Source organism: Microbacterium sp. R1, assembly GCF_015159725.1.
In the GTDB taxonomy this organism is placed as follows: Bacteria; Actinomycetota; Actinomycetes; order Actinomycetales; family Microbacteriaceae; genus Microbacterium; species Microbacterium oxydans.
In genome coordinates this window covers 708,217-722,430 of record NZ_JADDUD010000001.1, presented here as the reverse complement: position 1 = coordinate 722,430, position 14,214 = coordinate 708,217, and the positions used below count along the sequence as shown (strand labels likewise).

The 14,214-nt window shown below is 69.1% G+C and carries 14 protein-coding genes; 6 read left to right on the top strand and 8 right to left on the bottom strand.

The window, feature by feature from the left end; genetic code table 11:
• The first annotated feature begins 205 nt into the window (after window positions 1–205).
• Window positions 206–838 carry a GntR family transcriptional regulator gene (locus ILP86_RS03535; protein ID WP_046747800.1) on the top strand — a complete coding sequence of 211 codons (633 nt, stop codon included), beginning with the start codon at window positions 206–208 and terminating at the stop codon, window positions 836–838.
• 4 nt (window positions 839–842) lie between these two features.
• Here the strand turns inward: ILP86_RS03535 and ILP86_RS03530 are convergent, their stop codons facing one another.
• From ILP86_RS03530 to ILP86_RS03510, 5 genes are all read right to left on the bottom strand, one after another.
• Window positions 843–1,850: an alpha/beta hydrolase gene (locus ILP86_RS03530; RefSeq protein WP_061016903.1), complete on the bottom strand. Its 1,008-nt coding sequence runs from the start codon at window positions 1,848–1,850 to the stop codon at window positions 843–845.
• Between the two features lie 71 nt (window positions 1,851–1,921).
• On the bottom strand, window positions 1,922–3,295 hold the full coding sequence (locus ILP86_RS03525; protein ID WP_046747798.1) for an FAD-dependent oxidoreductase: 1,374 nt from the start codon (window positions 3,293–3,295) through the stop codon (window positions 1,922–1,924).
• A 61-nt stretch (window positions 3,296–3,356) separates the two neighbouring features.
• The gene (locus tag ILP86_RS03520) at window positions 3,357–4,418 is read right to left on the bottom strand and encodes a polyprenyl synthetase family protein (protein WP_193761386.1); all 1,062 of its coding nucleotides are present in this window, start codon (window positions 4,416–4,418) and stop codon (window positions 3,357–3,359) included.
• Window positions 4,419–4,464: 46 nt separating this feature from the next.
• Window positions 4,465–5,184, bottom strand: coding sequence for a class I SAM-dependent methyltransferase (locus tag ILP86_RS03515; protein ID WP_058632562.1), 720 nt, complete (start codon window positions 5,182–5,184; stop codon window positions 4,465–4,467).
• Entirely contained in the window at window positions 5,181–5,744 is a 564-nt protein-coding gene (locus ILP86_RS03510; RefSeq protein ID WP_193761385.1) for a DUF402 domain-containing protein, read from the bottom strand. Before ILP86_RS03510 ends, ILP86_RS03515 begins: the two co-directional genes overlap by 4 nt.
• Window positions 5,745–5,800: 56 nt before the next feature.
• Here ILP86_RS03510 and ILP86_RS03505 point away from each other — a divergent pair, with 56 nt between their 5' ends.
• Window positions 5,801–7,069 (top strand): isochorismate synthase MenF, encoded by a 1,269-nt coding sequence (locus tag ILP86_RS03505; RefSeq protein WP_061016897.1) that lies wholly within the window; start codon window positions 5,801–5,803, stop codon window positions 7,067–7,069.
• A gap of 13 nt (window positions 7,070–7,082) precedes the next feature.
• On the opposite strand, the gene ILP86_RS03500 is transcribed toward ILP86_RS03505, so the two are convergent.
• Genes ILP86_RS03500 through ILP86_RS03490 form a run of 3 tightly spaced genes read right to left on the bottom strand, consistent with a single transcriptional unit; the run spans window position 7,083 to window position 9,956 of the window.
• Complete coding sequence (locus tag ILP86_RS03500; protein ID WP_193761384.1) at window positions 7,083–7,925, bottom strand: polyphosphate kinase 2 family protein; 843 nt, start codon at window positions 7,923–7,925, stop codon at window positions 7,083–7,085.
• 16 nt (window positions 7,926–7,941) lie between these two features.
• Entirely contained in the window at window positions 7,942–9,591 is a 1,650-nt protein-coding gene (menD, locus tag ILP86_RS03495) for a 2-succinyl-5-enolpyruvyl-6-hydroxy-3-cyclohexene-1-carboxylic-acid synthase (protein ID WP_193761986.1), read from the bottom strand.
• A gap of 14 nt (window positions 9,592–9,605) precedes the next feature.
• Window positions 9,606–9,956, bottom strand: coding sequence for a PLD nuclease N-terminal domain-containing protein (locus ILP86_RS03490; protein ID WP_193761383.1), 351 nt, complete (start codon window positions 9,954–9,956; stop codon window positions 9,606–9,608).
• 75 nt (window positions 9,957–10,031) lie between these two features.
• Here ILP86_RS03490 and ILP86_RS03485 point away from each other — a divergent pair, with 75 nt between their 5' ends.
• The 4 genes from ILP86_RS03485 (at window position 10,032) to ILP86_RS03470 (ending at window position 14,207) form a co-directional block, all read left to right on the top strand.
• On the top strand, window positions 10,032–10,460 hold the full coding sequence (locus ILP86_RS03485) for a hypothetical protein (protein WP_193761382.1): 429 nt from the start codon (window positions 10,032–10,034) through the stop codon (window positions 10,458–10,460).
• A gap of 70 nt (window positions 10,461–10,530) precedes the next feature.
• Window positions 10,531–11,184: a thioredoxin domain-containing protein gene (locus ILP86_RS03480; protein WP_193761381.1), complete on the top strand. Its 654-nt coding sequence runs from the start codon at window positions 10,531–10,533 to the stop codon at window positions 11,182–11,184.
• Window positions 11,185–11,273: 89 nt separating this feature from the next.
• The gene (locus ILP86_RS03475; protein WP_058632556.1) at window positions 11,274–12,086 is read left to right on the top strand and encodes a tyrosine-protein phosphatase; all 813 of its coding nucleotides are present in this window, start codon (window positions 11,274–11,276) and stop codon (window positions 12,084–12,086) included.
• A 45-nt stretch (window positions 12,087–12,131) separates the two neighbouring features.
• The gene (locus ILP86_RS03470; RefSeq protein ID WP_061016893.1) at window positions 12,132–14,207 is read left to right on the top strand and encodes a bifunctional lysylphosphatidylglycerol flippase/synthetase MprF; all 2,076 of its coding nucleotides are present in this window, start codon (window positions 12,132–12,134) and stop codon (window positions 14,205–14,207) included.
• Window positions 14,208–14,214 lie beyond the last annotated feature (7 nt).

Below are 14,214 nucleotides of genomic sequence, written 5' to 3'. Positions count from 1 at the left end.
GGATGCTGAGCATCCGCCGGCCACGGAAACCGCGAGCGGGCGACCACACGTAAGAAGAGCCCACCGGGGCCCGCGCTGCGCGCCCCCACGCGGACCGCGGACTCCGGTGGGGGATGTTGGCATCCGAAGCGACTTCATGATGTAGTTGCCCTCCCGGGCGAATCATGGGGCGCTCGGGATCAGAAGGGCAACTGGGGGCGGATCCATGGGGAGTACCGGATCGACGAACATCGGCGAGAGCAAGCAGCTCCTGGCCGAAGAAGTCTTCCACCACATCGGCGGACAGATCATCGACGGCACGTTGGCCGCGGGTGAGCGCATCCGTGACGTCGACGTGGCGGAGGAGCTGCACGTGTCACGGACACCGGTGCGGGAGGCGCTCCAGCGACTGGAACGCCTCGGGATGGTGACGATGTATCCGAGCCGGTACACGGAGGTGACGGCGGTGACCCCGGAGACCGTGGCGCAGTCGCTCGAGTTCGCCGGCTACCAGGCGGGCATCGCCGCGAGACTGGCCGTACCGAGGATCACGATGGCCCAGCGCGAGCACGTCGTCGCCCTGGTCGAGGGCTTGCACGCATCACTCGAGGACGGCACCGAGACGTCGAACGCGCGCTGGGCGGTGTTCTCCTACCTCGGCGATCACAGCGGCAACTCGCAGCATCGCACGCTGATCGACGACGCGAGCATGGTGCTGTTCCGCAACCTCCGCGATTGGGTGGTGCCGCCGTCGGATCGCGCACGCATGGGTCAGGTGTACTCCGACTTCGGCGATGCCGTTCGAAGTGCGGACGGCGACACCGCAGAGCGCCTCGTCCGGGCGATGTACTACCTGTGAGAGCTCACTGCACCGCTCGCCATGCGGTGACCCACCGGTCCAGCCGCCGATAGGCGTCCTCCCGTGCCTCGTGCCGGGAGAGGAACACGTCGTGCAGGGCACCGTCGATGCGCTCCACGGTGACGCTGGGTCCGAGACGGAGTGCCGCACGGGCGATGTCGTCGACGACCAGCACGGAATCGGCTGAGGTGAGGTCCTCCGACCATCGCGTCGGGGGCACGAATCTCGCGGAGAGCAGCACGCACACCGGCGCCGTGATGGACAGGCCCGATGCCACGGCCTTGTGCCCCGACAGGATGGCGTGCAGCCACCCCGCGTACACGGCCATGGTCTGCGCCGGGCGCCAGACCGGGTTCACCTCCATCGGATCGTCAGGGTCGGCCACCTCCTGCTGTGCTCGCGTGTAGAAGCCGAGGTCGACCTGCGGTGCCACCTCCATCGGACGGATCCTCGCCTGCAGTTCGACCATCGGGGCGATCGCCGCTCTCGCCGGGGCGAACTGGAACTCCAGCCAGGGACTGTTGAGGATCACCGCGTCGGCCGCTCCCGGATGCCGAGACGCCCACAGGCTCAGTGTCAGACCGCCGGTGGAGTGTCCGAGCAGGATCAGGCGCCGGTCGGATTCGACGCCTCCTTCCCCACGCCCCATGGCGTCCAGTGCCGCAGCGATGTCCTCGTCGTAGATCGCGAGATCGGCGATGTATCCCGGCGTCTGCCCGTCGCGGAGGCTGCGGCCGTACTTGCGCAGATCGAGCGCGAAGAAACGGGCGCCCCGCGTGGTCCAGAAGCGGGCGAGACGCTTCTGGAAGAAGTAGTCGGACCAGCCGTGCACGTACAGCACATCGACTCCGTCGAGGAGCGGACGGTGTCCGCGCACCCTTTCCCAGAGGCCCGGCTCTGTCGGCAGCGCGCGCACCAGGGTGGCCACGACCGGACCCTGATCGTCGACACCGAGGTCGAGAGTGCGCTGCTGGAACTCGTCACCGAGCACATCGGGAATCCAGTCGGCCATGCATTCCTCCCCCGTTCACGCCAGGCTAGCGGAGCATGCCGAAGGGACGGGGAGGCCCGACCGAGGCGGCGTTACTCGCCGCGGGAGACGCGGACCATCTCGTCGCGCGGGACCACCTTGACGCGGGCCCGCTCTTCAGGCGCGCCGAGAGCGATCTCGTGCTCGTCGAGGCGGTGCCATCCGTCCAGATCGGTCCAGCGCACACCGCGCTCCTGCAGGAGCTCGACGATGGCCTCCTCGGAGGGGTCCTCCGGGTGCCACCAGGAGCCCTGGTCATTGATGATGTGGCGCACGGTCTCCATCGCATCGGACTTGGTGTGCCCGATCAGACCCACCGGCCCGCGCTTGATCCACCCCGTGGCGTAGATGCCGGGGACGCGCTCGTTCGAGTCCTTCGCGAGCACCTGGCCCTCACGGTTGGGGATCACGCCGTGCTTCTTGTCGAACGGGACGCCGGGAAGGGGCGAGCCGAAGTAGCCGATGGCGCGGTACAGGGCCTGCAAGGGCACCTCGCGCAGCTCACCGGTGCCGATCGCCCCGCCCTGGCCGTCGGGCTGGGTGCGCTCGTAGACGAGCGCCGCGACGCGACCGTTCTCGTCCTTGCGGACCTCGACCGGCTTCGCCCAGAAGTGCAGGTGCAGGCGTCGCGAGGCCGTGCCGCCGGCGTTGTTCACCGAATCGCGCTTGCGCCACGACTGCAGGATGCGGTCGATGACCATGACCTGCTTGTTGCTGGCGACGGCATCCTTCGCCGCATCGTCGTAGTCGAAGTCCTCGTCGTAGACGACCATGTCGACGTCCCGCAGTTCGCCGAGCTCGCGCAGCTCGAGCGGCGTGAACTTCACCTGCGCCGGCCCACGGCGGCCGAACACGTGCACGTCGGTGATCTCGCTGGCCTTGAGGCCCTCGTAGACGTTCGACGGCACCTCGGTGACCAGCAGATCCTCCGCGTGCTTGGCCAGCATGCGTGCGACATCGAGCGCCACGTTGCCGTTGCCCAGCACACCGACGGATGCCGCATCCAGCGGCCATTCGCGCGGAACGTCAGGGTGTCCGTCGAACCAGCTGACGTAGTCGGCCGCTCCGTAAGAGGCGACAGCGTCGATGCCGGGGATGTCCAGAGACGTGTCGCGGATGGCACCCGTGGCGAAGATCACCGCGTTGTAGTGCTTCTTCAGGTCTTCGAGGGTGATGTCCTCGCCGAAGCGCACGTTGCCGAACAGGCGGATGTCACCGCGGTCGAGAACGTCGCGCAGGGCCGTGATGATCCCCTTGATGCGAGGGTGGTCGGGGGCCACACCGTAGCGCACCAGACCGTAGGGCGCGGGAAGCTGCTCGAACAGATCGATCGAGACGTCGAACTTGCGCTCCGCCTTCAGCAGGATGTCCGCGGCGTAGATGCCGGCGGGGCCCGCACCGACGATGGCCAGTCTGAGCTTGGTCATGGGAGGTCCTTTCGTATGCCGTCGCAACAGGCGCGCGACCCGACGGGCCGCCCGCGCGGATTCAGCTGGAGCGTTCGGCGAGGGTCTCTGCGAAGCGGGTCAGTGCCTCGCGCACGGTCCCCCGCGGCAGGCGCGTGAGGGCATCGATCGCATCCTGTGTCCAGGCGTGCGCGAGCTCGAGGGTCTTCTGCGTGACCGCGTGATCGCGCAGCTCATCCAGCGGGCCGTCGAGGATCGCGGAGTCCGCGCCGTCGGCGATCAGGGCCACACCGTCGTCGATGCGCGCCGCGAGATCGACCGCACCCGCGTCGTCCTCCGCTTTCAACAGGAGGTAGGGCATGGTCGGAACGCCGGCGCGCAGGTCAGTGCCCGGCACCTTGCCGGTCTCCTCGGGCTTCGCCGAGAGGTCGATCACATCGTCGAGCAGCTGGAAAGCCACGCCGATCTTCTCGCCGTACACGCGCAGCGGCTCCTCGTACTCCGACGGAGCGTTCGAGAAGATCACACCGCCCTGCGTGGCCGCGGCGATCAGCGAACCCGTCTTGTCGGCGAGCACCTGGATGTAGAACTCGATCGGGTCGTCGCCCTCCTGCGGGCCCAGGGTCTCGTGCATCTGACCGAGGACGAGCCGCTCGAAGGTGTCGGCCTGAAGACGGATCGCGCGCTCACCGAGTCGGGACATCAACTGGCTGGCACGGGAGAACAGGATGTCGCCCGTGAGGATCGCGATGTTGTTGCCCCACACGGCGTGGGCAGCCGGTACCCCGCGACGGCGATCGGCTCCGTCCATCACATCGTCGTGATAGAGCGATCCGAGATGCGTGATCTCGAGCGCCTTCGCGACGTCGATGACCTGGGTGGTGTTGCCGTCGCCGAGCTGGGCGGCGAGGAGGGTGAGCACGGGGCGGATGCGCTTGCCACCTGCCTCGTACAGATAGCGACTCGCGGCATCGGCCAGAGGGTCGGCGACACGGACGTCGTCGGCCAGACCGGTCTCGACGAGTTCCAGCCCTTCCTCGATGGCGCGGGCGACGCGGCGGGCAGCGGGGCCGATGAAGACGCGATCGCTGAAGCCGAGACGGCTCGCCAGTCGCGAACCCGGGGCGATGGGGCTCGAAGTCACGTTCTCAGCCTACCTTCGTCCGATGTCACGGTTTCGCCCGGACGGTTCACTCCGGCTTGCGCGCTCTGTGCAGGGCCACGATGCCGAACGAGAGATTGCGGTACGCGACCTCGCTCCAGCCCGCCTCACGGATCCACGCGGAGAGCCGCTTCTGATCGGGCCACTCCCTGATCGACTCGTTCAGATAGTCGTAGGCATCGCCGTTGGTGCCGGCCACGCGGGCGACACGGGGCAGCACCTGCGCGTTGTAGAACCTGTATGCGCTGCGGAAGAGCTTCCCCGGCGGCGTCGAGAACTCGTTGATCACGAGCCGGCCCCCGGGCTTCGTGACCCGATACAGCTCGCGAAGCGCCTTCTTCGGATCGTTCACGTTGCGCAGCGCGTAAGACATGGTGACCGCGTCGAACGAGGCGTCGGGGAACGGCAGATCGGTGGCATCGGCCTGCACGAACGACAGGTTGCGCATCGCGCCGTGCCGCCGCTCCCCCTCGGCGAGCATCCCCGGGGAGAAGTCGGCTGCGACCACCTCGGCGCCGCTGCGCGCGAGGGAGGCCGACGACGACGCCGTTCCGGCACCGAGGTCGAGGATGCGCTCACCCGGCTTCGGAGCCACGGCTCGCGTGGTGGCTGCCCGCCAGAGCACGTCGTTGCCGAACGTCATGGCGGTGTTCGTGCGGTCGTAGCCCGCGGCGACCTGGTCGAACATGCCGCTGACGCGGGCGGGGTCCTTGCCGAGATCGGCGCGGTTCTTCTCGTTCGAGGTCACGAGCCCAGTCTAGGCGGGAGGCCCAGCGCTTCGAGGCGGTCGAGCCAGGGGTCGACGGTGGCGTCGTCGAACGGGGCGACCTGCGCACGCACCCGCGTCTCGAGGTCGAGGGCCAGGGATTCGAGATGGGCCATGACGTCCGCGGGATACCCGTAGCGCACACTGTGCTCGGCCCACTCGTCGCGGTCGTCGACCCAGGTGCCGCGCTCGCCCGCGACCCGCACCACGTCGAGGTCCATGTCGATCCCGGTCACGAGGAGCGGATCGTCGGACCAGTGGATGTCCCACCCCAGGTCGATGTAGATGCGCATGCCCCTGCGGTGACGGCGGTTGACGGTCACGGCATGGTCGCCGTCGGCCGGAACCAGGGTGACGTTCGGACCCCCGGCGTGGAACTCCGCGCCCGGTCGCACGCTGTGCCACCCCACGGGCTGTCCGAGCCAATCGCCCCACCGGTCGGCACCGAGATACACGCACTCGTGCCGCCAGTGCGGCGAGCCGTCCCACTTGCGCCACTGGAAGACCATCTCGGTGCCGGGTGCGGGACGTGCATCGCTCATCCGCTCACCCTACGGCCACGCGGATCCCTGTCGTCTGAGCGGCATAGGCTGGATGCGTGCATACCCCCCACCTGGTCGTGGAGACCCGAGAGATCGACCCGGTCGAAGACCTCCTGGCGTACGCCGACCCCGCCCGTCCTCTGGCCTGGTTGCGGCGCGGAGACGGGATCGTCGCCGTCGGCCAGACCCTCAGCGAGATCCGGCCTCCCGCACATGCGGAAGCGTCACGCGTCACGTCGCTCGCGAGCGCCTGGCGGGACATGGCCGCGCATGCCGAGGTGTCCGACCCGATGGAGCTTCCCGGCACCGGGCTCGTCGCCTTCGGAACCATCGCATTCGATGAGGATTCGACAGCCGACAGCGTGCTGGTGATCCCGACGCAGGTGATCGGACGACACGGCGACCGCTTCTGGCGCACCACGATCCGCTTCGCCGGCGCCGCGCAGGCAGGTGCGCCGGAGCATCAGGTCGACCTGGTCACGCAGCCCTATGGACCGCACTGGGCCGGCACGGTGGGTCCGGGGGCCCAGACGCCTCAGGGCTACCAGGACTCGGTGCGCCGCGCCCTCACCCGCATCGCCGACGGCGAGGTGAGCAAGGTCGTGCTCGCACGCGACCTCACCGGCAGCATCCCCGCCGGATCGGACCTGCGGCGTCTGGTGCGCGCCCTGTCGACCGGCTACCCCGACACCTGGGCCTTCGCCGTCGACGGCTTGATCGGCGCGAGCCCGGAGACGCTCGTGACCGTGCACGGGGGCACGGTGACCGCGCGGGTGCTGGCGGGCACGATCGGCCGCGGAGCCGATGCGGATGCCGATACCGCCGCGTCCGCTCATCTCGCGTCGAGCGTGAAGGATCTCGACGAGCACCAGTACGCCGTGCAGAGCGTGCTCGCCTCGCTGCGCGCCCACACCAGGGCTCTGGCGGCGAGCGAGCAGCCCTTCCTGCTGAAGCTCCCCAACCTGTTCCATCTGGCCACCGATGTCGAAGGCGAGCTCGCGTCCGGCGAGACGGCACTCGACCTCGTCCGCGCGCTGCACCCGACTGCGGCTGTGGCCGGCACCCCGACACCCGCGGCGATCGCGGCGATCCGCGAGCTCGAGCCCTTCGATCGCGGGCGCTACGCGGGCCCCGTCGGCTGGGTGGACGCCGCAGGCAACGGCGAGTGGGCGATCGCGCTCCGCTGCGCCCAGTTCACCGAACGGGCGGGAGAGATCGGCGTGACCGCATACGCGGGCGCCGGTATCGTCGCCGGCTCCGATCCCGAGAGCGAACTGCTCGAGACGCGCGTGAAGTTCCGTCCGCTGGTCGACGCGCTGGCCTGACCGCGGCGCACGCTCAACTGGCGGCGAGGCGCTTCTTCTCGGCCTCGACGTCGAAGTCGGCACTCGGCCACTGCGGATCGATGTCCTCCAGTGCCGCGAGCAGCAGCTCCTGCACCGCGAGTCGCGCGTACCATTTCGCATTCGCCGGGATCACGAACCACGGGGCCGCGTCGGTCGACGTGCGGTCGAAGACGGTCTGATACGCGTCCATGTACTGCGGCCAGAGCATCCGCTCGTCCACATCACCCGGGTTGTACTTCCAGTACTTGTCCGGACGTTCGAGGCGCTCCATCAGCCGCGCCTTCTGCTCTTCGGGCGAGATGTGCAGCATGACCTTCACGATCCGGGTGCCCGATGCCTCGACGCGCGCCTCGAACTCGTTGATGGCGTCGTAGCGGCGCTCGATCTCCGCGGGCGGGGCGAGTTCGCGCACGCGCCCGATCAGCACATCCTCGTAGTGCGAGCGATCGAACACCCCGATGAACCCCGGCTCCGGCAGACGCTTCTCGACACGCCAGAGGAAGTCGTGCGCGCGCTCCTCGGCCGTCGGCGCCTTGAATGCGGCGAGCGCGACGCCCTGCGGATCGACACCGCCGACAACGTGCCGCACGATGCCGCCCTTGCCCGCGGAGTCCATCGCCTGCAGCACCAGGAGAACGGCGTCCTTCGCCACGCCGACGCGGCTCTCGGCGAACAGCCGTTCCTGCAGCACGTTGAGGTCCGCCAGGCCTGCCGCGAGGTCGGAGACCCCGTGCGACTTGCCGTGGTCGTAGCCGGGCTTGGCATCGGGGTCGACATCGGCGAGACGGAATCCCTCGCCGACTCGCAGCTTCTGCGTCCAGGTGTGCGCGTTCATACGCACATCCTGCCAGTCAACGCGCCAGCGGCACCTCGATGATCTGACGGCCGCCGCGCGGCGAGGTCAGCGCCTGATCGAGTGCCGTGCGGGTGGTGACGCGCTGGTACCCCCAGCCGTAGGCGAGGGCGAGGTGTTCGAGGCGGACGGTGTGCGGCGTGTAGAAGGCCCGGTCGAGGTCGCCCGGCCGCGCGGAGGATGCGACCTCGAGGGCATCGAAGATCGTGCCGCCGCCGTCGTTCCCGACGATGACCTGCAGCCGAGGCTCCGTCTCGTCCGGCGGCAGCAGCAGAGCGCCGACATCGTGCAGGAAGGCCAGATCGCCCAGCAGCACACGGGTGATCCCTGGTGCTCCGGCCGCCTGACTGGAGATCGCGACACCTGTCGCGGTGGCTATCGTGCCGTCGATGCCGGCGAGACCGCGGTTGGCGTGGACGGGGACCTTCTTGCCGCCGAGCACCTGATCGGCGACGCGCACCAGGCGCGAGGATCCGAACACCAGGCGATCGTGCGGCCAGGTGGCGCGCCACACGGCATCGACGAGGAGCTCGCGATCGAGCGGGCGGCGGACCGCGTCGAGCTCGGCTTTCACCGCTTCTCTGCGCGCAGCGAAGTCGGCGGATGCCAGCGCCTCCGGGTCGGGGGCGTGCTCGCTCAGGTCCACGACCTCAGCGGCGGACGCGCGCATCCACTCGCCGAGCCAGTCGCGATCGGCGGCCCCCGGGGTGACCGCGACCGCGTCGACTCCGCGCGTGCGATGGTTGAGGTTCAACTCCTCGCCGCCGTGGCGCACGGCGACGATCTCGACGTCCTGTCGCGCGAGCAGCGCGGCGACCTCGCGGCTGAGAGTGGGATGGCCCAGCACCACGACCCGCTCGATGCGTCCGCCGAGGTCTTCGCGAACCAGCAGGCGACGGTAGCCGTGCACGACCTGACGTCCGAACCGCGCACCGCTCACGATCTCGGCGATCAGCGGCCACCCACCGGCATGCGCAATCTCTTCGGCATCGGGGCCGGCATCGGCGCCGGCGATCACGACGGTGCGCCGGCTGCGGTCGAGTTCGAACGGCTCCTCCTTCAGCCCCGAGGGAACTTCGCCCTGGACGAGTTCGATGGAGGGAAGGTCCCCCGAGAGGGGCTCTCTCGTGGGAAGGTTCAGGTGCACGGGCCCGGCGACGCCACGGAGGCCGCTCTCGACCTCGCGTGCACCCATCGACGCGGCGACCGCCCGTTCGGCGAGTCCGGCCCAGTCGCCCTCGCCCGGCACGGGAGCATCGAGCGCGTCACGCACCCACGGACGGAAGAGGCCTTCCTGGAGCGTCGCCTGGTTGGCGCCGACGCCGCGCAGCTCCGGGGGGCGGTCGGCGGTGAGCAGGAGCATCGGGACCCCGGAGTGGAACGCCTCCATGACCGCGGGAAGCAGGTTGCCGACGGCCGTCCCCGAGGTGCACACCACCGCTGCGGGCATGCGTGTCTCCCTGGCGATGCCGAGGGCGGTGAACCCCGCGACCCGCTCGTCGATGCGGACGTGCACGCGGAGGTGTCCGTCATCGGCGGCACGCACAGCGGCGAGCGCGAGTGCCTGCGACCGCGAGCCCGGCGACACCACGATGTCGCGCACACCGTGGCCGACGAGCTCGGCGATCAGGGTCGCCGCGGCGTCCATCGCCGGCGACGACGTCACGGGCGCTGGTCCGTGGCAGGAGGCTCGTCGGTCTCGTCGTCGAGGCGTGCCAGCTCTTCCTCGAGGCGGCGGATACGCGCATCCTGCTCGGACTTGCTGATGCTGCGGAGGAAAGCAGGGTCGTCATCCGGTGCGACGACAGGATGGACACCGGGATCGTTGGCCCGACGGCGGCCGATCACGAACCAGAGGATGCCGCCGATCACGGGAAGGAGCACGACGATCGCGATCCAGAGCGGTTTGGACACACCCCGGTGCCGCGTCGCCGGCTGCACTGCACAGTCGACGATGCTGAACACCCAGAACACGGCGGCGAGGAAGCCGCCGACGATCAGTAGTCTCGCCACCCCTCCAGTCTAGGCGTGTCGCGACCGCTCCGGCCCCGGGGAGGACAGAGGCGGCGTTGCTAGACTGCGCGGGAAATGCTGCCCCCATCGCCTGATCCGTCGCCGCGAGCGGGGGCCGAACGGCTGCTGATCGCCCGTGTGATCATCGCCGTCGGCCTCGCGCTCCTGCTCGTCGTCGGCGCCTGGTCGACGTCTCGGGGTTCCGCCGACGTGCACGCGACACTGTGTCTCGCCTCCGGTGTCTCGGAGTCGGCCGCGGCTGCCCCGACCTCAGCCGATGTCGAGAGCGCAGCGACGGTCGATGTGCTGTCCTCCGGCGTGGGCATCTGCCTGCTCGCGGTGCTGGGGTCCGTCGCCTTGATCCTGCTGTTCCGCCGGCTCACGGGCCGTTCGACACGGACACTCGACGTCCACTCTCCGCACGCGGCGACTCCGAGCCGGGCGGGCTCCGGCATCCTCGTCTCCGCCCTCACCCTCACGCAGCTCTCCATCTCCCGCACCTGATCCACGACGAGCGTCCGCGCCGCCCGCCGGCGGCACCTTCCCTCGTCGTACCCGTGTGTCTGGAGACCCCATGAAGAACTCTGTCAAAGCGACCCTGGTCGCCATCGCCGTCGCCATCGTCCTGCTGATCGCCGGTATCGTGTTCGCGATCAGCCAGCAGCAACCCGCCGCACCCTCGGCAGAAGGAGAACCGCAGCAGACCGTCCGCACCGACTCGCATGTGCTCGACGACGGGGGCGACGGCGCCGTGACCGTCGTCGAGTTCCTCGACTTCGAATGCGAGGCGTGCGGTGCGTTCTACCCCGTGGTGGAAGATCTCCGCGAGAAGTACGACGGAGAGATCACCTACGTCGTGCGCTACTTCCCGCTTCCCGGTCACATCAACTCCACGCAGGCCGCGTTGGCCGCCGAGGCGGCCGCTCGTCAGGACCGCTTCGAGGACATGTACCACCGCCTGTTCGAGACCCAGGCGCAGTGGGGCGAGCAGCCAGAGGAGACCCCTGAGGTGTTCCGAGGCTTCGCCGAAGAGCTCGGCCTCGACATGGCCGCCTACGACGCCGCGATCGCCGATCCGGCCACCGCGGAGCGGGTGCAGTCCGACAAGACGGACGGTGAGAAGCTCGGGGTCAACAGCACGCCGACCTTCTTCGTCGCCGGGGAGAAAGTCGTGCTGCAGGAGTGGGACGACCTCGAGCAGGCCATCGAGAAGGCCGTGAAAGGCTGAGACGACGGGCGGGAACGCGCGGTTTCCGTGTCGAAGCCGCGCGTTCCCGCCACACCGATATTCTGGCCGCACACCCAGGAGAGGCCAGAATGACCATCGACATCTCAACCGCTTTGCAGACGACCCACAACGCCCGCGAACTCACGGGACTCCCGACCTCCGACGGCGGGACGCTCGCCTCCGGCCTCCTCTTCCGGTCGGACGCGCTGGCTGCATTGACGGATGAGGGGATGCAGGCCCTGACCGATCTGCGTATCGGCACGGTCATCGACCTGCGCACGGACGGCGAGCGCTCCCGTGCCGCCGACCGACTGCCCGACGACGGCAGCGTGACACTGATCGAACTTCCCATGCAGGGCGGGGCGATGGACGAGATGGTCAAGAAGTTCCTCCCCGCGGCCGGGAGCGCTGGTCTCTCCGTGACCCAGGTCACCGAGGTGCTGAAGCAGGTGCCGACGCTGGAGGAGCTCTACACCTCGATCCTGGAGTCCAGTGCCCCGCAGTTCGCCACCATCGCCAGGACGGTGCTCGCCGCCGCGCGCACCGAGCGGCCGGGAGTGCTGTTCCACTGCACTGCGGGTAAGGACCGCACCGGCCTCGCTGCCGCGATCCTGCTGCTCGTCGCGGAGGTTCCCCGTGAGGAGATCGTCGCCGACTACACCCTCACAGAGAAGAACCTCGCGCGCGGATTCGCCGAGGCCCTCACCGCGCTGATCACCTCTCTCGGAGTCCCCCTCACCCCGGCGCTGAAGACCCTCGCCACCGAATCGCCGGCGTCGGCGATCGAGGCGGCGATGGAGTGGATCACCGCGAATCACGGAGACGTATCGGGCTACCTGCGCAGCGGTGGGATGACGGCCGAGGAGATCGCCGACCTCCGACGGGTTCTCCGCGGCGAGTAGGAGCGGCCTCCGCGGCGGAGCCACCTCCCTCGCTACGCTGAGCGCATGACCGAGGAGCACTCCCCCTCTCCGCATCCCGTGATCGCCGTCGTCCGGCGCATCCCCGCGACGCTGACGATGGTGCTGCTGATCCTCGTCGTCGGGGTGGTCTCGCGCGGACTCTGGACACCGTTCGAGGACACCGCACTCTTCCAGAGCGTCGCCTACGGTCTTCCCAACCTGGCCGACGGCAAGTGGTGGACTCCGCTCACCGGCACGTTCTTCGTCAACGAGCCGTGGGTGTATCTGTTCACCATCGCGGGCTTCTGGGGCATGGCCTACCTGGAGTTCCGTCGCGGGTCGCGCATCGCGCTCGCCTACTACTGGATCGGGCAGCTGTTCGCGATCTTCGCCACCGCGCTGCTGCTGTTCCTGCTGTCGCAGTTCCCCTGGGCCTGGGCGACGGAGCAGGCCCAGGCACTCGACGTGGGGGCATCCGGCGGCACCATGGCCTGCATCGCCGCCGCGGTCGGGCTGTTCCGTCCGCCGTGGCGAGTGCGCGGCTGGCTCATCCTGCTCGGCTTCGTCTTCATCGCGATGCTGTTCTGGGGCAAGGTCGCCGACCTCGAACACCTCCTCGCGGTGCTGCTGATCCTCGTGGTCGACCGGTCGCTGCGGGTGCGGCACACCACGGTCCGCGAGCAGCGGCTGATCGCCGTGGTCGCGATGCTCGTCCTCGGCGCCGTGGAGATCATCACGACGTTCGTGGCGACCGACGGCCCCTTCGGCCAGACCGATCCCGCGTCCGGCGGATTCATCGACCTGGCGATCGACCTCGTCGTGATCCTCGTGTTGGTGAACGGCCTCCGGCGTGGGCGCCGCTGGACCTGGGTGCTCGCGTTGCTGCTGGGGATCTTCAACGTCCTCACTGCCACTCTCGTGCTGATCCTGATCACGGTGTACAGCCAGGCTCAGGTCGATTTCCGTTGGGATGGAGACACCGAGCTCGCTCTGGCGAACGGGTTCCTCTGGCTGATCATGCTCGTGTACCTGATCTGGGTACGCCGCGCTTTCCGCGCCAAGCGGCGAGCCAAGCTCGGCATGCAACCCGCCCCCACCGTCGAGGACATGAAGCAGCAGCTGCGCACGCACGGGGGCGGCACGCTGTCGTGGATGACGACGTGGGAGGGCAACAGCTACGCCAGGGTCATCGGCGGCATCGTGGCGTACCAGCGGCGCAACGGCGTCGCCCTCGCCCTCGCCGACCCGATCGGACCGGCACAGACGCGCGCCGAGGCCGTGACCGACTTCATCCACGCCGCCGAGCTGGCCGGTCTCGTGCCGTGCTTCTTCAGCGCCGACGAAGCCACGCGCGCCGCCGTGCCCTCGACGTGGCGGAGCATCGTGGTGGCGGACGACACGATCGTCGACCTCCCCGGCCTGGAGTTCACCGGCAAGCGCTGGAACTCCGTCCGCACCTCGCTCAACAAGGCGGGCCGCGAGGAGATGACGTTCCGGATGACGCACCTGAAGGCCGAACCGTGGGGTGTGCAGCAGCAGCTGCGCGCGATCTCGGAGGCCTGGGTGGGAGACAAGGATCTGCCGGAGATGCGTTTCACGCTCGGCACGCTCGACGAGGCGGAAGACCCGGAGGTGCGACTCGCGCTGGCCCTCGCTCCGAACGGCGACGTCGACGGGTTCCTGTCGTGGCTGCCGGTCTACGGCGAAGGCGGCGTCGTGCGCGGCTGGACCCTCGACCTCATGCGGCGTCGCGAGGGCGGCTTCGGGCCGGTGATGGAGTACCTCATCGGATCCTCCGCCCGCCAATTCGCCGACGAGGGCGCACAGATCATGTCGCTCTCAGGGGCACCGCTCGCCCACGACTATCCACCGGATGCCGGGATGATCGCAGCGCTCAGCGACCGGCTCGCCGAGGCCCTGGAACCCGTGTACGGCTTCGGGTCGCTGCACCGCTTCAAGCAGAAGTTCCACCCGCGGTACGAGACCATGTACCTGCTGTTCCGTGACGAGAGCGACCTCACCCGCATCGGCGGAGCGCTCACCCGAGCCTTCCTCCCGGACGCGACCCTGCGGCAGTTCGCCGGCGCAGGGCTCGAGCTCGTGCGCGGCGGCAAGGACTGACGCCGGC

Bases quoted from the DNA above. Each gene is read 5' to 3' on its own strand.
- ILP86_RS03535 (WP_046747800.1), top strand. From the start codon at position 206: ATGGGGAGTACCGGATCGACGAACATCGGCGAGAGCAAGCAGCTCCTG.
- ILP86_RS03530 (WP_061016903.1), bottom strand. From the start codon at position 1,850: ATGGCCGACTGGATTCCCGATGTGCTCGGTGACGAGTTCCAGCAGCGC.
- ILP86_RS03525 (WP_046747798.1), bottom strand. From the start codon at position 3,295: ATGACCAAGCTCAGACTGGCCATCGTCGGTGCGGGCCCCGCCGGCATC.
- ILP86_RS03510 (WP_193761385.1), bottom strand. From the start codon at position 5,744: ATGAGCGATGCACGTCCCGCACCCGGCACCGAGATGGTCTTCCAGTGG.
- ILP86_RS03500 (WP_193761384.1), bottom strand. From the start codon at position 7,925: ATGAACGCGCACACCTGGACGCAGAAGCTGCGAGTCGGCGAGGGATTC.
- menD (WP_193761986.1), bottom strand. From the start codon at position 9,591: ATGGACGCCGCGGCGACCCTGATCGCCGAGCTCGTCGGCCACGGTGTG.
- ILP86_RS03485 (WP_193761382.1), top strand. From the start codon at position 10,032: ATGCTGCCCCCATCGCCTGATCCGTCGCCGCGAGCGGGGGCCGAACGG.
- ILP86_RS03480 (WP_193761381.1), top strand. From the start codon at position 10,531: ATGAAGAACTCTGTCAAAGCGACCCTGGTCGCCATCGCCGTCGCCATC.
- ILP86_RS03475 (WP_058632556.1), top strand. From the start codon at position 11,274: ATGACCATCGACATCTCAACCGCTTTGCAGACGACCCACAACGCCCGC.
- ILP86_RS03470 (WP_061016893.1), top strand. From the start codon at position 12,132: ATGACCGAGGAGCACTCCCCCTCTCCGCATCCCGTGATCGCCGTCGTC.